This is a genomic window from Desulfosporosinus sp. I2, from assembly GCF_000960765.1.
Taxonomy (GTDB): domain Bacteria; phylum Bacillota; class Desulfitobacteriia; order Desulfitobacteriales; family Desulfitobacteriaceae; genus Desulfosporosinus.
This window is the reverse complement of the sequence record NZ_JYNH01000005.1, coordinates 75,498-98,149: the sequence shown is the minus strand read 5'-3', so window position 1 is coordinate 98,149 and position 22,652 is coordinate 75,498. Positions and strand designations below refer to the sequence as shown.

The following is a 22,652-nucleotide window of genomic DNA, read 5'->3' as shown; positions in this document are numbered from 1 at the left end:
ATTCAGCGACCTATGGCTCGTCACGATGGAGAAGACCTCCCGACGAGTGCTTTTGTCGGGGTTGAGGATGGTACTTTTCCTTTAAGCACAACACGGTACGAAAAACGGGGAATTGCAGTTTATTTACCCGAATGGCAAATCGATCAATGTATTCAGTGTAATCAGTGTGCCTATGTCTGCCCCCATGCCACCATTCGGCCTTTCCTCTTGGATGATAGCGAGCTTGAAAAAGCTCCGGATACTTTCAAGACGAAGAAGCCTATCGGCAAAGGGCTGGAAGGTTACCACTATCGTATTCAGGTTACGCCCCTTGATTGTACAGGTTGTGCAAACTGTGCTGACGTTTGTCCGGCACCCGGTAAAGCAATTGTGATGAAACCCGCCGACCATGAGATTGAAATGGAATCAGAAAACTGGGAATATGCGATTAAAAATGTCACCGAAAAACGTCAGCTCATGGATGTTAAGACTTTAAAAGGGAGTCAATTCGCTCGTCCACTGCTGGAGTTCCATGGAGCTTGTCCAGGCTGTGGTGAGACCCCTTATGCTCGACTTATTACACAGTTATATGGTGACCGTATGTTAATTGCTAACGCAACAGGTTGTTCCTCCATCTGGGGCGGCAGTGCACCGTCTATTCCTTATACGGTTAATGCAGAAGGCAAAGGACCCGCCTGGATGAGTCCACTCTTTGAAGATAATGCTGAGTTTGGCTATGGCATATATCTGGGTTCAAAGCAAATTCGAGCTAAACTAGCTCAGCTTATGCAACAGGGCTTGGAGAGTACGATTGGCGAAAACCTCAAAGAAGCTTTCAGGGAATGGCTAGAAAACATGGAGGATGGAGAAGGATCAAAACGAGCCTCTGCCCGCGTACTTGAAGCGATGAGCAAGGAAGATGCTGCTGGTAATCCGATTGTGCGTGAAATCAAGGGGAAGAAAGATTATCTCATCAAACCCTCTGTTTGGATTTTTGGCGGGGATGGCTTTGCTTATGATATTGGTTATAATGGCATAGACCATGTCATCGCGAGCGGAGATGACGTGAATATCCTAGTCATGGATACGGAGGTTTACTCCAATACGGGTGGACAAGCCTCAAAGGCAACCCAGACCGCCGCCATTGCTAAATTTGCAGCCGCCGGGAAGAAGGTCCGCAAAAAGGATCTAGGATTGATTGCTACGACCTACGGTTATGTCTATGTTGCTCAAATAGCTATGGGTGCTAACATGAATCAAACGATTAAGGCAATTGCTGAAGCTGAAAGCTATCGTGGACCGTCGATTATTATTGCTTATGCTACTTGTGTGAACCACGGGATTAAATCCGGTATGGGCACGAGTATCCTTGAACAGAAGAAGGCTGTCGAAGCAGGGTATTGGCATCTCTGGCGACATGACCCCCGTCTTAAAGAGCAAGGTAAGAACCCGTTTGTTCTAGACTCAAAAGAGCCTTCGGCTTCCTTCCAAGATTTCTTAAAAGGCGAAATCCGATATTCTTCTCTGATGAACGTTTTCCCGGAAGTTGCTCAAGAGATGTTCGACGAGGCAGAAGGACATGCTCGAGAAAAATATCAGACTTTAAAGCGTTATGCAGAAATGCAATATTGATAAACTCTAGGGTTTTTATCAAATAATATGACAAAAGGCATGTCAATCATCAAAATTGGCATGCCTTTATTCTTCAGATAACTAAATGACTCGTATTATTGTACAACTTCATAAGATTTGTCAGAACTCCACCCTTTACTAAAGCCAGCCATACCGAATCCGAAATTCAGACTCTTTGTGGGAATGCCATAGATATTAAGCATGGAGTCGGTTTGCCCAGCCGTTTGTCCGGTATAACAATAGACAACGACAGTTTTACCTTTGCTTTTTTCCTTGATCGAATCGAGGTTTTTCGCGATGTCAGGACCGTAGGAAATGTTTACCGCGCCTTTAATGTGGCCTTTAGCAAAATCTTCAGCTTTGCGAACATCAACCAAGTAGTATTTGTCAGCCTCTTTGGCAAGGGCATCTTTCATAACCGGGAGCTCAATTTTATTGGAATCTTTTGGCAATTCATTAAAATATTTCTGAACTGCCTCATCAATTGCTTTGCTCTTACTAGCGACTGCAGGAACTGTAGGCATTACAGTTGGTTCTGTTACAGTCGGATACTTCTGCCCTAACCAACCCCTGGTCTCAAAGCCTGCAGTGCCGCTGCCACCCATTCCTGAGTTTAAGGAGAGGGTCTTGATTCCGGCAACATTGAGAAGTGAATCTGTTTGACCGGCGGTCTGTCCGGTATAGCAAGCAACGATTAACGTTTTGTCTTTGGCGATTGCTCGGATGCTATCCAGGTTTTTAGCGATATCTGGGCCATAGGGCACGTTAATAGCTCCCTTAATATGTCCTTGAGCATATGCATCCGCACGACGAACATCCAATATTACGTATTTATCGGGGGTTTTATCGAGCGCATCCTTTAAATCTTTCTCAGCTATCTTATAGGAGTCTTTAACATTAGAGCCAATATCATTGAAGTAAGTTTCAACAGCTCCTTTAATTGCTTTTGCTGGGTCTTCTGCAGGAAGAGATACGGCTGCTACTGGTGAACTAGACGGAGTAGTGGCAGCGGGTTGGGCTTGACCACACCCAGTTACAAGAAGGCCGACAATTGCAAGGGAGGTCAAAAAGAGCGATAATTTTCTTTTTAACATTTAAAACATCCTCTCAACTTTAAATTATATTCCAAATTATTTAGATTATATTCTAACTTAAATTGGAATATGTTATTTAACATAAATATTCTACAAGCATGTGAAAAACCCCTCTATCACAACTGAGTTAATCGTATAAATATTTGTTATGCACCTATAAAATTAATAAATAAGGTAATTTTATTTCCATTCATCATAAATAAATTTTATTAAAACATAACTATGCTTATAACATTTAGTTATATGCTTATAACATTAAAGAATATGAACATTAAATTTTAACGGCAGGAAAAATGTTCTGTTTAGAGAATAGTGAATATATAGTTTTAGGCGATAATTGAAGAAATCATCGTAATCAGACTTGTGAATTATTTATTTAAGAGGAGGGCGAGAAATTTGAAAACTAAGTCGATGTCAATGCGAGCCATGAGTTTGACTGTTATCTATCTATTGTTATTAGGTTTTGGCATGACTTTTTTAGTGGGCTGTGGCAATAGCGCGTCAACGGTGGGCACGGTTGACAAGGCTCAAGACCCGTCGAAGGCTGAGGTTAACCAGAATGCTAAACCTCTCCAAGGCGTCTCTGCCGACAGGGTACCGGCAACTGCCAATTTATCGGTCACTGATTTGGAAGCGGCCCTGGTGGATGATAAAGGGTTGCAGTTAATTGACGTAAGAGAAGCCAGAGAATTTGCCACGGGGCATATCAAGATGGCACTTAACAGACCTTTGGGTGATCTTGAGAAAAATCTTGCCCGGATTAGTAAGGACAAAGATATCGTCCTAATCGATCTTAATGGTACCCGTGCAGAGTCAGCCTGGCATGTTCTGGTAGAGAAGGGTTATGACCAAAACAAAGTAAAAGTTTTAACCGGGGGCATGTTGCAGTGGAGAGGAATCGTCAGCTCAGCAGGTAGCAACAGCAGCGCTGACACTAATAATAGCGAAACAAAAAATAGTGGTGATACGGAAGCGCCTAAGCCCGAAGTCCAGGAGATGGTAGGCGGCTGTTAGAACAATTGTGGTTAATGAAATATTAAAGTACAACTTTCTTAATGAATGGAGGGGAAAAGATGAAACGGAGAAATTTCTTAAAGGGTATACTTTATGGAACAGGCGGAACCGTGGCGCTCGTGGGTGGTTTCGGAACCTTTAATAACTTGGACTCGAACAAAGCTGAAGCAGCTAGTCAAGATCTTGAAACAACTGTCTTTTCTTCATGTGAAATGTGTAGAAACCAGTGCCCAATTGCCGTTAAAGTCAAAGACGGAAAGGTCTGCAAGATTGAGGGTCATCCCAATGATGCAGCTTTTGGTGGCGTAATCTGTGCGAGAGGAAATGCAGGTCCGTCATTGCTATATGACCCTCAACGAATTAAGAAACCGATGATTCGTACTGGTGAACGAGGGGAAGGCAAATTCAAAGAAGTTAGTTGGGACGAAGCATACACTTATATAGCCGATAAATTATATAACGTCAAGGATCAATACGGCGGGGAAGCTATCGCCCTGGCTAGTCGTAAAGGACCCCATGATTGGTTTTTTCGGTCGATTGGTAAAGCGTTGGGCTCCCCTAATGTATTTTCCCATGAGGCAACCTGTCCGATGACTCGTTCCGTAGCCTTAGAGACTACCTTTGGAAATGAAGCGATCGCAGCAGATTATGCCAATACCAAGTATCTTATCTCTATTGGTCGAAACTGGTTTGAAGGAATTCATGTTGCTCAGGCAAGAGCAGTTTCCAAGGCGCTAAGCAATGGGGCTAAGCTTGTAGTCCTCGATCCGCGTTTTAGTGTTACTGCTTCAAAAGGAGAATGGCTTCCTATTAAAGGCGCCACTGATTTGGCCTTTGTCATGGCTATGGCCAATATCATGATTCGGGAAAATCTCTATGATCAAGCCTTTATCTCCCAATATACGGAGGGCTTTGATAAATGGGCCGAAGAGGTTAAGGATAAAACTCCGGAGTGGGCAGAGAAAGAGACTGGAATTTCCAAAGAAAAAATTATTCAGATAACTAGAGAATTTGCCGCTGCAAAGCCTAAAGCTATTTTAGACTTTGGTTGGCGAACAGCTTATACACCCAATGACTATCAACTACGTCGTGCGATTCTGATAGTAAATATGATGATTGGAAACTTAGAAGTTCCGGGGGGATATTATACAACCAAACCGGCTAATTTCTTAAAAAGTTTTTCGGATCAAGCCGCTTACGCTAAAGGGTTAGGGAGTGTAGCCCAACCTAGTTTCCCCAAGGCATCCAAGGGCCGGATTGATGGGACAGGCGTTAAAGGCACACCAGGTCAAATCATTCCTGCGTATGATGGGGCCGTCGGAAAAATTGCAGAGAGCATCTTAACTGAAGAGCCATACCCTATCAGAGCATGGCTTGTGCATCGATTTAATCCCTATATTTCACTGACTGGAAGTATGAGGATGGTAGAGGCTTTCAAAAAACTTGATCTTTTGGTAACTTGTGATGTCTATATGACGGACACTGCCTATTTTTCGGATGTAGTTTTACCGGAATGCACCTATTTAGAACGTTATGAACCGATTTTTGATATGTCTGGATTAACCCCTAAATATGTGATAAGACAGCCTGCTGTACCGCTTGTTTATCCAGATACAAAACCGTACTGGCAGATTTATAAAGAACTTGGGGAAAAGATGGGTTTGGGCGATTATTTTAAATTCAAGGATATGGAAGATTATATAACTCAACAAATAGCCCCAACTGGTTTAACCTTAGCTCAAATAAAGGAACTGGGGGTTTGGACTCCCCCAGGGATGAATGCCTTTTATGTTCGAGCTAATGACTCCAAAGCATCCTTGGATAGCGTTTTGTCAAACCAAAGTAAAAAGATTGAAATCTTCTCAGAAGAGGTAGAAGAAGCAACAAAACAAGGTGTCCCGAAATATGTTAGTCACCCGCAACCAGAAGAGGGCAAGTTTCGGTTTGTCCAAGGTAAAGTAGCTGTACACACGAACGCCGGAACGGCAAATGTCCCGATACTGAACGAGTTAATGCCGACCAATACTTTGTGGATGAATACAGTGAGCTGTAGAAAACTCGGCTTAAACGATGGAGATGAGGTCGTTATTTCTTCAGGAACCTATGAGCAAAAAGGCAAATTGAAAATGACTGAAGGAATTCGGCCAGATTCTGTTTTCTGTTATCACGGGTTTGGACGAATTTCACCGGAACTTAAAAGAGCTTTTGGTAAGGGCATTCATGATAATTACTTAATTCCCCATGAAATTGGGGAAGTTGGCAACGCCGTGACCTCGACTACGTTTGTAACGGTTCGAAAAGCCTAATGGACAACAGCATGATTGCAGAACTATACTTGTCATTTGCAGCAGTTTTCCACCGACCTAACCCAGATGTTGCGGATCATTTAGAAGAGTTTATTGATCTCTGGTCTGAAGTAATTCCAGAAATTGACGACTCGGTTCAGAAATTGACAACTTTTTGTCGTCAATTTCCAGCAGGGGAACAGCGGCTTAATGCCTTATGGGAACACTATATTCCACTTTTCGAAACAGGTGCAGTTGAAGCCTCTCCTTATGCCTCAGTTTATTGCGGTGAGGAAGGTTTAGTGTTAGGTAAAGAAGCGTTTAATGTTCAACAATTTTATGCAAATTGTGGGTATTGTATGGGGGAAAAAAGTGGAGAACTTCCTGACCATTTAGCCGCTGAATTAGAGTTCTGTGCGTTGCTAGCCCGAAATGGACAGACTGACTCATTAATGGAGTTTCAGAAAAAGCATTTAACTCCTTTTTTAAATAGTATTTTACTTAGGATTAAGAATTCTAATCGTCCGGTTTACTCTGAGGTTGCCGCAATTCTGGAAGTCAAACAGTTTAATTCACAGAAAGAGGGTGATGTTGTTGGCTAAAAAGTATTCCATGATTATTAACCTGGCGAAATGTATTGGCTGTCAGGCGTGTACAGTCGCTTGTAAGTTCCAAAATAATGTACCGGAAGGACAGTTTAGAACGAAGACTCCCGCAAATGGGCTGAAGGGTACCTACCCTAATGTTTCACAATATTTTGTAAAGGAAGCTTGTCAAATGTGCCAAAAGGCACCCTGTGTAAGCGTTTGTCCGACAAAAGCTTCTTACTACAATGAAGACGGAGTTGTCTTAATCGATGTTGATAAGTGTGTTGGTTGCAAGTATTGTATGACTGCCTGCCCCTATGATGCGCGTTTTCTTAACAAAGAAACGGGTGCGGCAGACAAATGCACCTTCTGTTATGAATTAAAGGTTTCTAATGGGGAAAAACCCGCTTGTGTTTCGACCTGTGTTGGTGGTGCTTTAATGTTTGGCGACCTTAATGATCCACTTAGTGAAGCCTCTCAGTTCTTGGCAAAGCATAAAGGAGAAGTTCGCAAACCTGAGCTAGGTACTCACCCTAATGTTTATTACATTTATGAAGGGGTGGTGAAGTAACGTGGATGTTATTTGGGGTGTTAGTGTCGATGAAGTTGCTTGGGGTGGAGCCATAGCTTTTTATTTATTCCTAGCGGGAATTGCTGGCGGAGCATTCCTAACTGCTTCAATGACGGATCTCTTCAGCAAAAAGCAGTATCCAAAGGTAATTCAGTCAGGGGCCTATATTGCGATCGTTTCTATTATCGTCGGCTTAGGGTTATTAGTTGTTGATTTAGGTCGTCCGTTAAGTTTTTGGAAACTTCTTCTTAATGTAAATATGGGATCTGTCATGTCAATCGGCGTCTTTATCGTTTCGGGTTTCACAGCCTTGTCAGTTGTTTATGGGGTTCTTGTATGGTTAAACGCTGCTGCGCAAAAACAGATTAAGATTACTTCTGCGAATACAGAAGTAGCCGCTACTTCGGTAGGCCAGGGCCTTCAAGCATTTCGAAAACCAGTGGCTGGCTTGGGAGTTCTATTTTCTATAGGGACTGCGACCTACACTGGTTTCTTATTATCCGCTGTGACAACTAATAACTTCTGGCACACACCGTTTATGGGTATTGAGGGGATTCCATTCTTACCGATTCTATTTTTAGTGTCTGCTATTTCGACTGGTTTAGCAGCAACCTTGATTGGAGCCTTGAACTGCGGGGATCTAACAACCTATAAAAAAATTGATATCGTCTTAATTATCCTCGAGATTATTTTAATCTTCATTCTTTATCTATCCGTCAAACCTGTATTCTTTACCGGAAGTATGGCTGTCTTGTTCTGGTTAGGTGTCGTTATTCTAGGATTGATGAGTCCATTGCTTTTATCAATCTATAGCCTTGCAAAGCACAAAAATGTTATTTTACCTGTTTGCGGGATGGTAGTCATTGGGGGATTTTGTTTGCGATATTTCGTTGTGTATACTGGACAGTTATTTAAATAATCTTGTTTTGGTTAAAATTAAAGTTTATATTCCATTCTCACTTAAACGGGCTTAGAGCTCGTTTTCTTTTAACATCAATGGCGTAAATCCATGTATAATGTTTTAGAGTGCGAAAGTTTACAATCATCGTTAAAAGAGGGTGGATTTGTTGACATTTGATCAGACACTCTATAGCAGGCGGCAGGTATTAAGTCTGGGGAGAAAGACTCTGTTAGTGCTAGGTATAGGTTGTCTTTACCCTGTCAGTCACTATTTAAGAGCGAAAGAAAACCAACTGGCTGTGGCCCGTATTGCCAGTAGTGAGATGCCATTGAAGATTCATTGGCAACGATTAGGTCAAACCCGCTTTTGGTTGCGGCAAGGAAACGATGGGGTGGAGGCGATGTGGGCCAGCTGCACTCATTTGGGGTGTGAGGTGAGCTATGACCCTGAACAGGATCTGTGGCTTTGTCCCTGCCACGGCAGCCGCTTCAACAGGGATGGGCAGCCTGTACAAGGTCCCGCGGTGAGTCCCTTGGTGCGGGCGGAAGTGAAGGAGAAAGACGGTTTTCTTTATCTGCACCAGCCAGCAGTATAGGACGAGAGATGGGTAGGCAAAGGCAGCAGGGAAGGCAATTCTGATTAAGCTGGATAGGGAGAATTAGATGGGTAAGCAAGGGAACAATTCCTTTATGGGACATATTCGCCCCCGTCAAATAAGGACGGGTGCTCTACGGTTGAGAGCCACATTCTGTTTGGGTGGATTTTCTTTTTTGGCCTTTATAGTATTGACTATAACTGGTGTGTTACTCTTGTTCTATTACCAGCCCGGAGATAGGGCTTTTGCTTCTCTGAGTGAACTAAATTCCGTTCTGCCTTACGGGGGATTCGTCCGATCCCTGCATTTCTGGGCAGGCCAGATGATGGTGATCAGTGTTTTTATGCATATGGTACGAGTGGTATGGTCGAGGGCTTACCGCCCTTTGCGCGAGCTTAATTGGATTACGGGGGTAGTGCTTTTTGGCTTGACAGTGATCTTAGATTATTCTGGTTACCTGCTCCGGGGGGGGCAAGAAAGCGGGGCCGCGGCAACCGTTGGACAAGCTCTGTTCACATCGTTACCAGGGGGACAGGCTCTGGCAACCGTTTTTTTTGGGCAACCATCACCCCTCAATGGCAGTACCTTAAATATGTTTGTCTGGCACGCTTTTATTTTGGCAGGTGCAGTTGGTTTTTTGCAGTTGTTTCATTTTTGGAGGATCCGGCGAGGCGGCGGAGTGCGGCCTTTGTAAGGGGCACTCTGTATGAGATGAGGGAACATGATTAGGATAAAACGAACGTGCTCTGGACGTGAGGTGAGAATAGATGGACCTACTAGAAGGTGAAAGGACTCAAGCGCCAGCAGAAGTTGAGCAGAGCGGACGCCAGGAAAAAGTACCACTGATCGAGCTACAGGTGAGGGAGTACATTGGCACTTTTCTTTGGTTGGGCTTTTTATTGGCATTGACTGCTAGTGTAAAAGTACCTTTAGATAGCTCTCCAAAGGCGGCGGCAGTAAGCATCTCCAAAGCCCCATGGGTATTTGGGGCAATCCAGTGGCTGTTACAACAGTGGCCGGCGTGGCTGAGTGGGTGGGTTTTACCTCTTCTATCTATGGCAGTGCTATTTACCCTGCCTTGGTGGGGGCAAAAAGTGGGCAAAATGTGGGTTTGGATAATTTTCCTGATCCTAAGTTTGGTTTGGGTAGGATTAACTTTCTTATATATGTTTATGGGGTAAAGGAGGAGCTTCCAGCATGACCAAACGTTTGCGGTTAATAATACTTCTAGGGTTAGCGATTAGTTTTTGCCTCATCATGTTTTTCCTGGCGATAAACTCGTTTAGTTCTTCCCCGTGGCAGGATTGGCAAACAAAGTATTTTCAAGCTCAGATTAAAGAACTTCAGGGAACTATGTCCACGGTTCAAGGAGAAGAGCAAGTAAAGAAATTAGAACAGGAAATCAAAGAGTGGCAGGAAAAGAAGCCAGCTATACAGGAGATACGCCTATCGAACGGTCGCCTTGAACGTTGCACTACGTGTCATATAGGGCTTGAAGAAATTTCGGCTTCTCACCCCAGCGATAGTATTGGTTGTACAGTTTGTCATGGAGGGAATGCCTTGTCCGTGGAGGAGAAGACTGCTCATGAGGGGATGTATGGCGGGGGGCACCCGGGTCAGTTAGAGGTGGCTCGCTTGAGTTGCGGAGGGAGCTCGGAAGTAGGGCAATGCCATAGCGGAAATCGACAAGAGGCCGACAACCAAGTGGATTTGCTGACTACAGCCTTAATGGCCAGCAAAGGGGGTGAACTCTCCATGACCAGGTACATGCATGGACTGGACATCCCACCGCGGGTACTACTAAAACCTGGGGAGACGGCTGCCGATGTACAAACTCCCTTTAACCATCGTGTTGAAGAACCGAAATTTCAGCAGAACTGTTTGGCAGTTTGCCACCTGAACGGGGGAGAACTACCGGGGCAAGAAGTCCAAGCTAACGGGTGTGAGAGTTGTCATGTGCTAAGCAATACAAAACACACTTATGAGGGAAAGGATGTCACGATACCCCAGTCAAAAACGGGTTATGGAATATCTCACCGTCTGACCGTGCAAATCCCCTACACCCAGTGTAATCAATGTCATAATCAGGGAACTTATAAGATCGACACGATGGATTTTATTCCTCGCCAGGATTTAGACCGTGTTAAATCTTCACCACCCCCGGACAAAGAGAGTCTCGAGACACGCTGGCAGAATGTTTATTCCCCAGGATTGGTCTTTACTAAATGCGAAGTCAACTTGGACTGTATAGACTGCCATACCCGCAAGGAGACCATGGGGGACGGAGAGATGTACTACTCTGAATGGAAAGCGTTGAAAATCCAATGTCTTGACTGTCATGGGACTATGGCTAGCAAGCCAATAGAGTGGAAGATAACGGACAAATCCGATATGGCCTGGGCGGAAGCTCGCATCAATCCAGTCTTTCCACCTCTTAAAATGGGAGATGTCATTCTTAAGACAGCCAAGGGAGAGGAATTAGCTTATGTCCGTCAGGAAGAGGGTAAATGGTTCAATTATCGTAAAACCAATGGGGAAAAATATTTAATTCCACAAGTTATTGACAGTCAATGTCGCCAGGACCCAGATAAACAGTCTTCCGAGGACTGCCATAAATGCCATGATGCTTCGAAGGATAAACCTTCCTCGGGAGGAAAATGAGATCATGGTTTCATTGCAGAGGGAACTATTGTAGGTGGATAATTAAAAAATGAACGTGAACCAAAGTTTAGTTCATTGAATTCTAAAGTGCCTGACTATAAAATACTAATATAGGCTTAATAAACTAAATAGCATTTATGGCCTAAATAACATCAATAGCCTAAAGGCATTAATGGCCTAAATAACATCAATAGCCTCAATGGCCTCAATGGCCTTAATAACCTTAGAAACTTAGAGGACGGTGAAATTGTATTGGATAGTAACCAACTTAAGATCTTTTGTATGGTAACGCGCCAACAAAGTTTTTCTAAAGCTGCTAAATTGTTGCATATGAGTCAACCGGCTGTTAGCACACATATCAAAAATTTAGAAGAATACTACCAAGGGCAATTGCTTACCCGAACTCCACAGGGTGTGATGCTTACCAAGGCTGGAGAAGTCTTTTATAACTATGCACTAAAGATCCTTGACCTTCAAGACGAAATGGAGCAACAAATCGAAACTGTATTTAAGCATGAAAACAATCAAGTAGTGATAGGTGCAAGTACCACTATTGGAAATGTCTCACTTCCTTGCTCAATTTATTTGTTTAAAGAACAATACCCAGAGGTCGAGCTTTGCTTAAATATTGCCAATGCCGAAGAGGTTCTGAGTATGGTTATGTCTGATGTCGTTGATCTCGGTGTTGTAGAAGGAGACTCGGAGTCTTCTACACTTAAAGCGATTCATGTTACTTCGGATGAATTAGTACTTATTGTCCCTCCTCAGCATCCCGCTGAAGGAGACGTTATTTCCCTTCAAGACTTCCTCAAACAACCGCTAATTATGCGAGAAGACGGATCTGGAACGAGGAAGATTTTGGAAAGCGCTTTAGCTCGTCATGGCTATTCTGTGAATCAACTGAATGTGATTACTGAGATGAAGAATATCTATGCCATTAAATCTGCCGTTGAGGCTGGATTGGGGGGATCGGTTATGCCCTTACTGGCGGTTCGCAAAGAAGCGTATACGGGAACTCTTAAAGTGCTAAGGATTATCGACATGGATATGCCTCTGATTTTTAATATTGTTTATCCTAATAGTCGCCCACTTACGACTAAGGCAAAGCTGTTTATTAACTTCCTCACGAATCCTGAAGAAAGCTGCCTTTGTTGAAAAATGGAACCAATGTAAAGGGGACGTATCGAAACTAAGTTTGAACTTAGTTTCGATACGTCCCCTTTTTGGGCTAAGTTTCGTTACAGCTTTAAATTAAATATTTAAGGAGAAGTTTTGACCCTAACCAAGCTCCCAAAAAGACAGCGACTGCAAAAATCCAGCCGGTAAGAGAACTAGAAGCAATTCCATTCAACAGGGCGCCTACATTGCAACCATAAGCAATTCGTGCTCCGTAGCCCATGAGCAGCCCACCAATCAAAGCAGAAAAAAAGAATTTTTTATCACGGATTGGCCGAAAGCGAACCTGCGAAGCGACTAAGGTTGCCCAAAAAGCACCTAGCAACAACCCCAGGTTCAAATAGGTTCCTGAGGCAGCCATTAATCCCTGAAACGTAAAACCTCGGTCATTGAGTATTCCAAGGTTAGTACCGATCCATTCCGTCCAATTTTCAATATTCAAAGTAACTCCCCAGGGTTGACGCCTCACGATCAGCACAAGTATGTTGAGCACACCTAAAATAATGGCCCCTACCCAATAAGCCCAAGGGCCATGGATAATTGTCTGTAAAGTCTTTTTCATTGATGCTCACACTCTCTACTCATGCGTTTTCGTAAGTTCAAGATGCCATATTCCATTCGCAACTTCTTTCTCTTCAATGGTATATCGATTGGCTTTTGCCCAAACTACAATCCCTCTTGAGGTACAACTATGTTCAGTCTCTAGAACCAAAATATCTCCACATTGCATGGATAACAACTTCTTTTTTGCTTTAATTAGGGGAATTGGACACATTTCTCCCCATATATCAATTGCAAAACGAGTCATAATTGTCACCTATTCCCCTAATTGTTTTTTTTGCCACCATCTAGCCCACTGCCATAGGGCGGATAAGGCAATTATCTCCAGAATAAGGGTCGGGACCCACCCTAAGATATCCGGCAGGAAAATCCCCGGCCATTCACCAAAGGCGTTACTCCATTTTTTTACTGATCGTTCTCCCAAAACAGAGCCCACAGCCAAACCGAAAAAAGCCACCAATTGCATGGCAAACCCTTCCCCAATACGGATTAGAATTCCGGTCGAACATCCGCCAGCCAACACCATTCCTATCCCAAACAACAGACCACCCACAACGGTATGAACCCCGAAGGGAAATATATTAAGGCTCAACGGGATATTTCTCTGCGCAGCGCTCCAGGAAACCAGCGCAAAGCCCAGGATGCTTATCCCCAAAAGCAAAAGAAAGGCTCGAGTGAGTTGGGTCATACCGACTAATATTGGATCTCGCAACGCAGACACAAGACAAAAGCGAGACTTTTGTAAGACAAAACCCAAACTAATTCCGAGAACCATGATGAGTGTTAGATGGATGCTTATTTGCGAAAGAAGAGCGAGCAACAACGTAAGAAATAGAATAAATCCGATGTTCCATTTCCGTTGGGAACGAAAAGCACTATTTTCCATTTTGCTCCCCTCTTTTTAGTAGTTTATCAAATCTAATTGGGATAATATTATTACTTCTTAATTCGACTATGACCGGAAAATTCCTTTAAAAAATAGTTAAAAACTCTGATTCGGTCGTTAAAAGTAACGACTTATCTTTGAATTCATATAAAGTCAATAAATATCTGGGCATTAGCCTAAAGAATAAAGGCATGTCATTCAAAGTGACATGCCTTCATTCTTTAGGCAGCCGAAAATTGGTTGCAGCGTTGCAGAGTTGCAGATAAGAAAAGAATCGTGGTTATTTGTTAGGACAAGGAATTTGTATCCACCCATTCCTTGGCATTTTGCACGGATTCTTCACTGGGGATAGGAACATTCGATTGGGGTTTAACGCTTTCGATATGCCCTCGCCAAGCCGCCGTGTCATGTTTTTCAATTGGGTTTGCTAAGAACTTTTCTTTGGACTTATTTTCAGTCATCACTATACCTCCTTTAAGATTCAGTGTTATTATTCCCAATTTTATGTTCAATAATTTGCCTTTTCAGGTTATATAAATAACCATTGGCGCGAGAGAAATTAACTTGGTCTCACCCCTTGATCCCATAAATATTTGATAGTAAACTATAGATACTGAAATAGTTTCCTTAGAAACTTTCAACTTAGGAGGTTTATCATGCGCGAGCGAATTATCCAGGTTGCTACTGAGTCCATAAAAAAATACGGATTACGAGGCTTTACGTTAGATGACATCACCGGGGAACTGAGCATGAGTAAAAAAACCCTCTATAAATATTTTGCCTCCAAAAACGAACTGATCTCGGAAATCGTGCAAAGTGCCGCTGAAATTGAGAAGCAACGGGTACTGCAAGAAATCGATCGTTGCACGACATGGCTTGAAAAACTTAACGCCATCCTGTCCGTGTACTCCTATCCGGCTATTCCTTTCCGCGTCCTCAATGAACTGCAGCGTTTTTTCCCCTCCGAACAGGAGACTATCAAAGAAATCCGTCGTTTCCGCGAACAGATGGCGATGACCGTCTTAGAGGAGGGGATCGTCAATGGTGACATCCGGGATGATATTGATCCGGCCATCATGCTCCTGACGTTTACTAAGACGGTTCTGTCACCCTTGGAAGACGAATTTCTAAATGCCAATGACATGACCATTAACCACCTCTTAGAACAGATGAAAAAGCTCTTGTTTTACGGAATCCTAAATCGTTAAGGAGGTATTTCTGAACTATGATGAAACTCAAACAGTTGTCTTCGTCCTTGCTAGCCTTTCTTCTGCTCCCCGCATTTTTGACCGGCTGCAGTTCCCAGCCGACGGACACCACCCCGGTAGAGATTACCAGACCGGTAAAGGTTTCGTCGATAACGGAACAGTCGCAGTCAGTCCGATTGGAGTACTTAGGCGTCATCGGTTCTGGTGAATTAAAGAAGTATAGTTTTAAAGTCCCAGGAAGACTGGCTCATTTGAACGTTCAAAAAGGAGAGGCTATTCATCAGGGAGAACTGCTCGCCGCCCTGGAACAGACCGATCTTTCCCTGTCCCTGCGCAATTCTCAACTGAATCTCTCCCAGGCCGAGCAAGTATATCAGGATGCCCAAACCCAGTATACCAAGTATCAAGCACTTCTAAAGGCTGGAGCCATGGCCCAGAATGATCTGGATAAAGCCAAACTGGATATGGATGTTAAAGAGTCCACTTACCAGAAGGCTCAAGTCGATGTTGAAGCCAAACAGAATGCTCTTGCCGATACGCAACTTTATACTGATATGGACGGCTATGTGACAGATATCCTCTTTAAGGAAGGGGAAAATCTAGCTGCTGGATATCCTGTCATCGTTGTTCGCAGTCAAGAGCAAGTGATCGATGTAGGTCTAGACCAGACCGATGCTGCTAAGATAAAGCCAGGGGATCAAGCTGAGGTCAAAGTCGGCAACTTTACCGGATCGGGAGAAGTGACCCGCATCGATCAAGTTCCGGATACACAGACTCGTACCTATAACACCGAGATTAAATTGACGAAAGAAATACCGGTTCAGGCCTATTTGATTGGCGCTGCAGCAAATGTTTTCCTGGCTGCCGGTGCAGAGAAAGGCATTTGGATCCCAATCTCGGCGGTGATGAATGATGGCGAAGATTACGTATATCTTGTCCAAACCGACCGAGCGGTTAAAAAAAATATCAATTTAAAGAACAGCCAAGGTTTTAATGTCCGGATCGAAGGGCTAAATCCGGGAGACACCCTAGTCACCTCGGGCATGAAGGAATTAAGTGAGGGCATGAAAGTGACGATCGCTCCAACTACAGGAGGACAATGATGGAAAAAGGTCTGATTTATCAAGTCATCCACAATCGCCGTTTTACCCTTTTTTTCACGTTTATAGCCCTGTTACTTGGCCTTTATAGCTATTATGTTATACCTAAACAGGAAAGCCCGAATGTGAAGGCCCCTTTCGCTATCATTAAGACCATCTATCCGGGGGCCGAACCTGCAGAGGTGGAAAAACTCGTCACTAAAGTCATCGAAGACAAAATCATCGAAGTCCCAGGTTACAAAACTTCCTCCTCCTATTCGCGCAACAGTATTTCGATCGTCGTCTTAGAACTCCAAAATGATGCTGATGTCGATAAAGCTTGGACTGATCTGAGGCGCTATATGGATGATCTTCAAAGCGGTCTGCCGGCGGAATGCCAAAAGGTCGATGTTAATACTGATTTAGCGGATACTCCCGGCATGATCCTCAGCCTTTCCGGGGATCAGTATTCTTATGAACAGCTTTCCGACTTCGCTGATCAGTATAAAAATGAATTAAACAAAATTGACGGGATATCTCGCTTTGAAGTCGACGGGGTACAAAAGAAAGAAGCCCAGGTAGAAGTCAATACTGCCCGGATGAATCAATATGCTCTATCCTTGGATGATATCGTCAATGCCTTAAAAATTCAAAACTTGGATATTCCCTCTGGTTCTCTTAGTAATGGAAATACCAAGATCAATGTCAGTATCCCAGCCAGTTTTAACTCCCTCCAGGATATTGAAAATTGCGTTGTGTCAGTCTCTAAAGATACCGGAGCTATCGTACATTTAAATGATATCGCCGCTGTATCCTGGAAATTGGCTGATTCTACGACCCGGATCAGAGAAAATGGACATAACGCTATCTTGTTAAGCGCCTTCTTTTCCGACAATAATAATATTGTTCTCATTGGTAACGATGTGCAGTCTAAACTTAATCTGCTCAAAGAGCAAATGCCCCCTGGCTTAAACGTCGATGAGGTCACTTACCAACCGGCCAATGTTAATCAAAGTGTAACTAATTTCTTTATAAATTTGCTTGAAGGAATTGCCTTAGTCCTTGTGGTCGTTTTTCTTGGCATGGGTTGGAAGAATGCCATTGTCGCCTCGACAGCCGTACCTCTCTCGATCCTAATTGCTTTCTGCGCCATGTACCTCTTAAAGATCAGAGTGCATGAGATTTCCATTGCTGCCCTGATCATCGCTTTAGGTATGCTGGTGGATGATGCCATTGTGATTATTGATTCGATTCAGGTCCTAATTGACCAGGGTGTGGAGAAAATGACTGCTTGTATACGTGGCACAAAGCGGGCTGTCCTACCAGTATTCACGGCGACATTAACTACTGCAGCTGCTTTTGCCCCCATGCTCTTTGTACCCGGTCCGGCCGGGGAGTTCCTTCATGCCTTGCCTGAAGTCGTCATTCTGGCTGTTGCTGCTTCGTTTATTGTCGCTATCTTTGTCACCCCAGCTTTAGCCTATATATTTTTCGATCAGCTTAAACCGGGCAAATCGCCTAAGCGATCCCCTGTGAAAAGCTTCTATCAGGGCTTTCTGGCAATCGGCATGAAGCATAAGAAACTAACCCTTCTCTTAGCCTTCTCCCTGTTTGTCCTTACGGTGCTTTTTACCTTTAAGCTGCCAGTGATGTTTTTTCCCAAAGCGGACGTCAATATGTTTTATATTGATGTTCATGCCGAAACGTCGGCTGACCTAGATAATACAGACCGAGTGGCTCAACAGGTAGAAAAGTTACTCTCTGACCAGAAAGAAGTCCTGAATTATACTACTTCTGTAGGGGAAGGACTTCCTAAATTCTATTTAACAGTGGGGCAATCTTCTCAGTCTCAAGATTTTGCCCAAGTCCTGTTGAAAGTGGATTTGACGAAAGGAAGGCAGTTCAAATCAAATCAGGAAATGGCTGTCTACATGCAAGATTTGTTGGACAAACGCTTGATCGGGGGAACAGCCCGGGTCGAGCTGCTGGAAAAGGCCTTCCCCGGTACCCCTATAGGGATTCAAGTCAACAGTAACGATCAGCTGGCCTTGACCAAGGCTGTCAACTATATCCATGACAAACTGTCCGCCATCCCCGGCACCCTGAATGTGGCAGACGATCTGGACAGCGCCGAATACCAATTTACCGTCAATGTCGATCATGACAAAGCTTCCCAGTTAGGCATCACCCAATATGACCTTGAACGCCAAATTAATATTGCTTTAAAAGGAGCAGAAGCGACCGTTTTTCGCAAAGCCGGCAATGAATATCCTATCCTAGTGATCAGTGATATTCAGTCCAAAGAGGCCCTGGAAAACCTGGCCATCAAATCCTCTCTCTCCAGCCAGAAAGCCTTGCTCAAACAATTAGCCACCATTCAACTTGAAGCCTCAATTCCTACGATCCGCAAATATGATCGAGAGAAGGCCATTACCGTCTCCTCCCAAGTTAAACCCGGTTACAGTGCTATTACCATTGAAAACAACCTCAAACAAATTATCGCCGAAAACCCGGACGAGTTAAAGGGGGTTACCCTTTCTTATAAAGGGGAAGCGAAAGACATCAATGATAATTTCGGCGATCTGGGTACAGCGGCTCTGTTTGCCCTCTTTGCTATCTATCTCATTCTTATGCTCCAGTTTCGCTCTTTCTTGCAGCCCTTCATCATTTTTATCACAATCCCACTCTCTCTCTTCGGAGTAATTGTCGGTCTGTTTGCTTTCGGCCAGCCCCTCTCCTTTACGGCAATGGTTGGGGTCGTTAGCTTAATGGGAGTCGTGATTAAAAATGCCATTCTATTAATTGAATTTATCAATAGCGCCCGTAAAGAGGGTATGTCAGTTACGGATGCCTGCTTTGATGCTGTTACCCGACGCTACCGACCTATTTTTCTAAGCGCCATGACTACGGTCATTGGGCTGGTTCCCTTAGCTCTTTCCGGCAGTGACCTTTTCGAACCATTATCTGTGGCGATTATGTGTGGGTTAACGGTTTCAACGTTGCTGACCCTCGTGATTATTCCGGTTGTCTATAGCCTGTGGTTTTCTGATGGAACACTTTCCACAGAGACAAACAAACTGACAATATAGCACATGAACAGAGTGCAAAAAGACACGGACATTATTCCTGTCCGTGTCTTTTGATAGCGTGCCTTAAGTACAGAATTACGGTAGCATGATTTGTTTTTTTCCGGTTATCCTATACTCTTAATAAACTTTTCTAATTCCTCAGGATCCTAGTGGGGATTGGAATCGAACCTATGAAATATTAGCACGAGTATTTATAAAGCGCTTGACAGATCTTAAGTAACAACTCATAATTATGATACAAGTTGTCTGCTAGTAACAAAGAAGGAGTTATACAATGGAACATTTAAAATTGGAACAATTTCAAGAAAGAATGCTTAATGATTTAAGCAACATGACAGTAGAGAAGGGCGCTATCAATCCTGAGCTTTACAGTAAATATGCAGTTAAACGGGGACTCCGTGATCTAGACGGGAGAGGGGTACTCGTGGGTCTAACAGAAATTGGCGAGGTTCATTCTTATATTATTGATGAAGGGGAAATGGTCCCTGTTCCTGGCCGTCTAATTTATCGGGGCTTCGACATCAGTGATCTTGCTAAGGGCTTCATGGAGGATAAGCGCTTTGGGTTTGAAGAGACTGTTTATTTGCTGCTTTTTGGACAGCTCCCCAATAAGAAGTCACTTAAGAATTTTGAATTGCTGCTTTCTTGTTATCAGAAGCTACCAGAGGATTTCGCTCGTGATATGATTTTGAAGGCGCCGAGCAAAGATATTATGAATGGATTAGCGAGAAGTGTCTTGGCTCTGTACTCTTTTGATGATAATCCTGATGATATTTCCATTAAAAACGTCCTAAAACAATGTATCAAGCTTATTGCCTCTTTCCCTTCCTTAGCGGTCTATAGTTACCAAGCCTACTCCCACTACCATGGAAATCAAAGCTTGTTCATTCATAGTCCACAGCCTGAATTAAGTTTAGCTGAGAACATTCTTTACATGCTGAGACCAAATTGCAAATATACGGAGCTGGAGGCAAAACTTCTTGATCTGGCGCTGGTGCTTCATGCTGAACATGGAGGGGGTAATAACTCTTCCTTCGTGACCCATGTCGTAACCTCTACTGGTACGGATACCTACTCTGCTATTGCTGCTGCCTTAGGAGCGCTTAAGGGGCCAAAGCATGGAGGAGCAAATCATAAAGTGATCGAGATGTTTGAAGATATCAAAGACAAGGTAAAGGATTGGGAGAATGATGAAGAGATAGCGGGCTACCTTTCCCTGATCCTTAGCAGAGATGCCTTTGACCGTTCGGGTTTAATTTATGGAATTGGCCACGCCGTCTACTCCGTCTCCGACCCGAGGGCGGTTATTCTCAAATATTATGCTTCAAGGCTGGCAAAAGAAAAGGGACTTGAAAACGAATTCAATCTCTACGCCAAAGTTGAAAAACTTGCTCCCGAGGTTATTGCTCAGTATACGAAAATCTACAAAGGTGTCAGTGCCAATGTTGATTTCTATTCAGGGTTTGTCTACCAAATGCTGAATCTTCCCATAGAGATGTTCACACCGATTTTTGCCCTCGCCAGAATCGCGGGCTGGAGCGCTCATCGCATAGAAGAAATCATCAATGCCGGAAAGATCATCAGACCTGCCTACAAAAATGTAGTACCCAGAAAAGCATATGTCGCCCTATACGATAGAGATTAAGGAAAACAAGGGGAGAAAACGGGAAAACAAGGGGACAGGTTCCCTGTTTCGGGAAGCAAAACAGGGAACCTGTCCCCTTGTTTCGGGAAGCAAAACAGGGAACCTGTCCCCTTGTTTCACTTGTTTCACTTGTTTCAATTTCTATGTTGGGATTCTTGTTCTAAGGCGTTTATTCTTGCTAGCGCTGGTGGATGGCTATAACTGAACCAGACTATGAAGCGGGGGGGAGACAAATCAGATAAACCTATGCGGGCAAGGTCTTTTTGCAACTGGATTTCTGCATTGAGGTCTCCCGTGAGTTCGAGAGAAAAACGGTCTGCACTTAGCTCCATTTCTCTAGATATTGCAGATTGGAGAGGATTGCTTACAAAGAGAAGAAGGAGCAGTGCCAATTGTAAGGCTGCCCATAGTTGGGGTGGCTTTTTACTACTAGTCAGAAAGTATAACTTCGTTATATACTTTCTGGAAGCATAAGGGCAACTAAGGCGGCCACCTTCGCCAAACTTCTCCGCTAAGCTAACACGTGCGAAGACAGTGTCTTCGGGCGCCAGCCAAGTTTTCTTTACATTTTTAGGTAACCAAGGTCTTAAGAGGATCGTTAATAAACCGAAGACAATAAAACCTCCTATCATTCCGTAGAAAAGCCCATGGACAACATCGTTGTGTCGCCAATGTCCCATCTCGTGAGCAATAACGGCTTTAACCTCTGGGAAGGAATAATTACGTAAGAGGGTATCGTAAATGACAATTCGTTGAGTAGTTCCCACTCCGGTAAAATAGGCGTTGGCTAAGGTTGTTTGTCTGCTGGCGTCCATCACGAGGACAGCGCTAAGGTTTAGTCCAGCCCGTTGAGCCAGATCATCAACCATGGTTAGGATAGCGGAATTGGGTAAGGGTTCAAAATGATTAAACAGCGGGGATATAACAATCGGCCAACAAATAGATTCTATAATGAGCCAGAGACTAAATAAAACAGCACTGACCAACCACCAATTGCGCGATAACCGGTTGACTAGCCAGAAAAATATGAGCCCTCCCACAAGAGAAATGAGGAGCTCAATTCCGCAGTTTTTCAAATAGTCGATCCACCATGCAGCTTGGGTTTGAGTACTAAAACCCCAGATTTTTTGCCAGTAGTATCCGCTGTAATAGGAGAAAGGCAGGGACAATACTTTGAGTAAAAGCCAAATGCTTAGTATGGATAAAGCACAGGCTAACCAATAATTCCTGCTAATCTCTTGAAGACGCTTAAGAAAGGTTTGCCCTACAGAACTAAAGAGCAACCAAATTAAAAAGCTGGTTTGAAAGCAAAACTTAAGTATATAGAGGATACGAGGCGTTGAATTGTAAATTCTAGCCTCATTAGCAGTATCTGGCGAAAAAAACCTCGTTACTAAAGGATCTATAGGTCCGGGAAAGAGGGCGGACCAAAGATACAAAAAAGCAAAAATAGCAGCTAATCCTATCAGGAAAAACCAACCAATTTTGGCACGCCGTGCACTGCGCTTGTGATTGAACATTTAGAATTCTCCACCTTAAACCATATAACTTATTTTAGGATTATTATAGTCCTTTTTGGGAGTGCAATTATAGGGAATATGAGAAAAAGATTAGAAAACCTTTCAAGGATTAGCCATGTGGCATAAAGCACAAATTATAGGTTGGCAATCGATCAAGCAGATGAGATAA

General features: G+C 43.6%; 21 protein-coding genes. 14 read left to right on the top strand and 7 right to left on the bottom strand.

Annotated elements, in window-relative coordinates; all coding sequences use genetic code 11:
- The coding region (locus tag UF75_RS02810; RefSeq protein WP_045573083.1) for a 4Fe-4S dicluster domain-containing protein at window positions 1-1,611 on the top strand (1,611 nt) is incomplete at its 5' end.
- A gap of 95 nt (window positions 1,612-1,706) precedes the next feature.
- Here UF75_RS02810 and UF75_RS02805 read toward each other — a convergent pair.
- Window positions 1,707-2,705, bottom strand: a complete 999-nt coding sequence (locus UF75_RS02805) for a rhodanese-like domain-containing protein (protein ID WP_045573068.1) — start codon at window positions 2,703-2,705, stop codon at window positions 1,707-1,709.
- 396 nt (window positions 2,706-3,101) lie between these two features.
- Here UF75_RS02805 and UF75_RS26095 point away from each other — a divergent pair, with 396 nt between their 5' ends.
- The 5 genes from UF75_RS26095 to nrfD are packed head-to-tail and all read left to right on the top strand — an operon-like array spanning window position 3,102 to window position 8,081.
- Window positions 3,102-3,719, top strand: coding sequence for a rhodanese-like domain-containing protein (locus UF75_RS26095; RefSeq protein ID WP_052692967.1), 618 nt, complete (start codon window positions 3,102-3,104; stop codon window positions 3,717-3,719).
- Between the two features lie 59 nt (window positions 3,720-3,778).
- Entirely contained in the window at window positions 3,779-6,025 is a 2,247-nt protein-coding gene (gene phsA / locus UF75_RS02795; RefSeq protein WP_045573067.1) for a thiosulfate reductase PhsA, read from the top strand.
- Window positions 6,025-6,606, top strand: coding sequence for a molecular chaperone TorD family protein (locus UF75_RS02790; protein WP_045573066.1), 582 nt, complete (start codon window positions 6,025-6,027; stop codon window positions 6,604-6,606). The genes phsA and UF75_RS02790 overlap by 1 nt, the downstream gene beginning before the upstream one ends.
- Window positions 6,593-7,162: a 4Fe-4S dicluster domain-containing protein gene (locus UF75_RS02785; RefSeq protein WP_045573065.1), complete on the top strand. Its 570-nt coding sequence runs from the start codon at window positions 6,593-6,595 to the stop codon at window positions 7,160-7,162. The genes UF75_RS02790 and UF75_RS02785 overlap by 14 nt, the downstream gene beginning before the upstream one ends.
- A 1-nt stretch (window position 7,163) precedes the next feature.
- On the top strand, window positions 7,164-8,081 hold the full coding sequence (gene nrfD / locus UF75_RS02780; RefSeq protein ID WP_045573064.1) for an NrfD/PsrC family molybdoenzyme membrane anchor subunit: 918 nt from the start codon (window positions 7,164-7,166) through the stop codon (window positions 8,079-8,081).
- A gap of 331 nt (window positions 8,082-8,412) precedes the next feature.
- Here the strand turns inward: nrfD and UF75_RS29810 are convergent, their stop codons facing one another.
- Window positions 8,413-8,643 carry a hypothetical protein gene (locus UF75_RS29810; protein ID WP_242860086.1) on the bottom strand — a complete coding sequence of 77 codons (231 nt, stop codon included), beginning with the start codon at window positions 8,641-8,643 and terminating at the stop codon, window positions 8,413-8,415.
- Between the two features lie 82 nt (window positions 8,644-8,725).
- Between UF75_RS29810 and UF75_RS02770 the strand changes: the two genes are divergently transcribed.
- From UF75_RS02770 to UF75_RS02755, 4 genes are all read left to right on the top strand, one after another.
- Window positions 8,726-9,352 carry a cytochrome b N-terminal domain-containing protein gene (locus UF75_RS02770; protein ID WP_045573063.1) on the top strand — a complete coding sequence of 209 codons (627 nt, stop codon included), beginning with the start codon at window positions 8,726-8,728 and terminating at the stop codon, window positions 9,350-9,352.
- 73 nt (window positions 9,353-9,425) lie between these two features.
- Complete coding sequence (locus UF75_RS02765) at window positions 9,426-9,839, top strand: hypothetical protein (protein WP_045573062.1); 414 nt, start codon at window positions 9,426-9,428, stop codon at window positions 9,837-9,839.
- A gap of 16 nt (window positions 9,840-9,855) precedes the next feature.
- Entirely contained in the window at window positions 9,856-11,319 is a 1,464-nt protein-coding gene (locus UF75_RS02760) for a hypothetical protein (protein WP_045573061.1), read from the top strand.
- A 252-nt stretch (window positions 11,320-11,571) separates the two neighbouring features.
- The gene (locus UF75_RS02755) at window positions 11,572-12,474 is read left to right on the top strand and encodes a selenium metabolism-associated LysR family transcriptional regulator (protein WP_045573060.1); all 903 of its coding nucleotides are present in this window, start codon (window positions 11,572-11,574) and stop codon (window positions 12,472-12,474) included.
- Window positions 12,475-12,565: 91 nt separating this feature from the next.
- Here the strand turns inward: UF75_RS02755 and UF75_RS02750 are convergent, their stop codons facing one another.
- From UF75_RS02750 to UF75_RS26775, 4 genes are all read right to left on the bottom strand, one after another.
- The gene (locus UF75_RS02750) at window positions 12,566-13,057 is read right to left on the bottom strand and encodes a YeeE/YedE thiosulfate transporter family protein (RefSeq protein WP_045573059.1); all 492 of its coding nucleotides are present in this window, start codon (window positions 13,055-13,057) and stop codon (window positions 12,566-12,568) included.
- Between the two features lie 15 nt (window positions 13,058-13,072).
- A complete protein-coding gene (locus UF75_RS02745; RefSeq protein ID WP_045573080.1) occupies window positions 13,073-13,303 on the bottom strand; it encodes a sulfurtransferase TusA family protein in 231 nt (76 codons plus the stop codon).
- Window positions 13,304-13,312: 9 nt separating this feature from the next.
- Entirely contained in the window at window positions 13,313-13,942 is a 630-nt protein-coding gene (locus UF75_RS02740; RefSeq protein WP_045573058.1) for a YeeE/YedE thiosulfate transporter family protein, read from the bottom strand.
- A 287-nt stretch (window positions 13,943-14,229) separates the two neighbouring features.
- On the bottom strand, window positions 14,230-14,403 hold the full coding sequence (locus tag UF75_RS26775) for a DUF3787 domain-containing protein (protein ID WP_082074980.1): 174 nt from the start codon (window positions 14,401-14,403) through the stop codon (window positions 14,230-14,232).
- A 195-nt stretch (window positions 14,404-14,598) separates the two neighbouring features.
- Here UF75_RS26775 and UF75_RS02735 point away from each other — a divergent pair, with 195 nt between their 5' ends.
- The 4 genes from UF75_RS02735 (at window position 14,599) to UF75_RS02720 (ending at window position 20,963) form a co-directional block, all read left to right on the top strand.
- A complete protein-coding gene (locus UF75_RS02735; protein WP_045573057.1) occupies window positions 14,599-15,150 on the top strand; it encodes a TetR/AcrR family transcriptional regulator in 552 nt (183 codons plus the stop codon).
- A gap of 17 nt (window positions 15,151-15,167) precedes the next feature.
- Window positions 15,168-16,253 carry an efflux RND transporter periplasmic adaptor subunit gene (locus UF75_RS02730; RefSeq protein ID WP_242860084.1) on the top strand — a complete coding sequence of 362 codons (1,086 nt, stop codon included), beginning with the start codon at window positions 15,168-15,170 and terminating at the stop codon, window positions 16,251-16,253.
- Window positions 16,250-19,318: an efflux RND transporter permease subunit gene (locus UF75_RS02725; protein WP_242860083.1), complete on the top strand. Its 3,069-nt coding sequence runs from the start codon at window positions 16,250-16,252 to the stop codon at window positions 19,316-19,318. The genes UF75_RS02730 and UF75_RS02725 overlap by 4 nt, the downstream gene beginning before the upstream one ends.
- A 274-nt stretch (window positions 19,319-19,592) precedes the next feature.
- Window positions 19,593-20,963: a citrate/2-methylcitrate synthase gene (locus UF75_RS02720; protein ID WP_045573055.1), complete on the top strand. Its 1,371-nt coding sequence runs from the start codon at window positions 19,593-19,595 to the stop codon at window positions 20,961-20,963.
- Between the two features lie 134 nt (window positions 20,964-21,097).
- On the opposite strand, the gene UF75_RS02715 is transcribed toward UF75_RS02720, so the two are convergent.
- On the bottom strand, window positions 21,098-22,483 hold the full coding sequence (locus tag UF75_RS02715) for a M48 family metallopeptidase (protein WP_052692965.1): 1,386 nt from the start codon (window positions 22,481-22,483) through the stop codon (window positions 21,098-21,100).
- Window positions 22,484-22,652: the final 169 nt, after the last annotated feature.

Bases quoted from the DNA above. Each gene is read 5' to 3' on its own strand.
- UF75_RS02790 (WP_045573066.1), top strand. From the start codon at position 6,025: ATGGACAACAGCATGATTGCAGAACTATACTTGTCATTTGCAGCAGTT.
- UF75_RS02725 (WP_242860083.1), top strand. From the start codon at position 16,250: ATGATGGAAAAAGGTCTGATTTATCAAGTCATCCACAATCGCCGTTTT.
- UF75_RS02760 (WP_045573061.1), top strand. From the start codon at position 9,856: ATGACCAAACGTTTGCGGTTAATAATACTTCTAGGGTTAGCGATTAGT.
- UF75_RS02785 (WP_045573065.1), top strand. From the start codon at position 6,593: ATGTTGTTGGCTAAAAAGTATTCCATGATTATTAACCTGGCGAAATGT.
- UF75_RS02740 (WP_045573058.1), bottom strand. From the start codon at position 13,942: ATGGAAAATAGTGCTTTTCGTTCCCAACGGAAATGGAACATCGGATTT.
- phsA (WP_045573067.1), top strand. From the start codon at position 3,779: ATGAAACGGAGAAATTTCTTAAAGGGTATACTTTATGGAACAGGCGGA.
- UF75_RS02730 (WP_242860084.1), top strand. From the start codon at position 15,168: ATGATGAAACTCAAACAGTTGTCTTCGTCCTTGCTAGCCTTTCTTCTG.
- UF75_RS02750 (WP_045573059.1), bottom strand. From the start codon at position 13,057: ATGAAAAAGACTTTACAGACAATTATCCATGGCCCTTGGGCTTATTGG.
- UF75_RS02770 (WP_045573063.1), top strand. From the start codon at position 8,726: ATGGGTAAGCAAGGGAACAATTCCTTTATGGGACATATTCGCCCCCGT.
- UF75_RS26775 (WP_082074980.1), bottom strand. From the start codon at position 14,403: ATGACTGAAAATAAGTCCAAAGAAAAGTTCTTAGCAAACCCAATTGAA.
- UF75_RS02765 (WP_045573062.1), top strand. From the start codon at position 9,426: ATGGACCTACTAGAAGGTGAAAGGACTCAAGCGCCAGCAGAAGTTGAG.
- UF75_RS02805 (WP_045573068.1), bottom strand. From the start codon at position 2,705: ATGTTAAAAAGAAAATTATCGCTCTTTTTGACCTCCCTTGCAATTGTC.
- UF75_RS02745 (WP_045573080.1), bottom strand. From the start codon at position 13,303: ATGACTCGTTTTGCAATTGATATATGGGGAGAAATGTGTCCAATTCCC.
- UF75_RS02735 (WP_045573057.1), top strand. From the start codon at position 14,599: ATGCGCGAGCGAATTATCCAGGTTGCTACTGAGTCCATAAAAAAATAC.
- UF75_RS02715 (WP_052692965.1), bottom strand. From the start codon at position 22,483: ATGTTCAATCACAAGCGCAGTGCACGGCGTGCCAAAATTGGTTGGTTT.
- UF75_RS02720 (WP_045573055.1), top strand. From the start codon at position 19,593: ATGGAACATTTAAAATTGGAACAATTTCAAGAAAGAATGCTTAATGAT.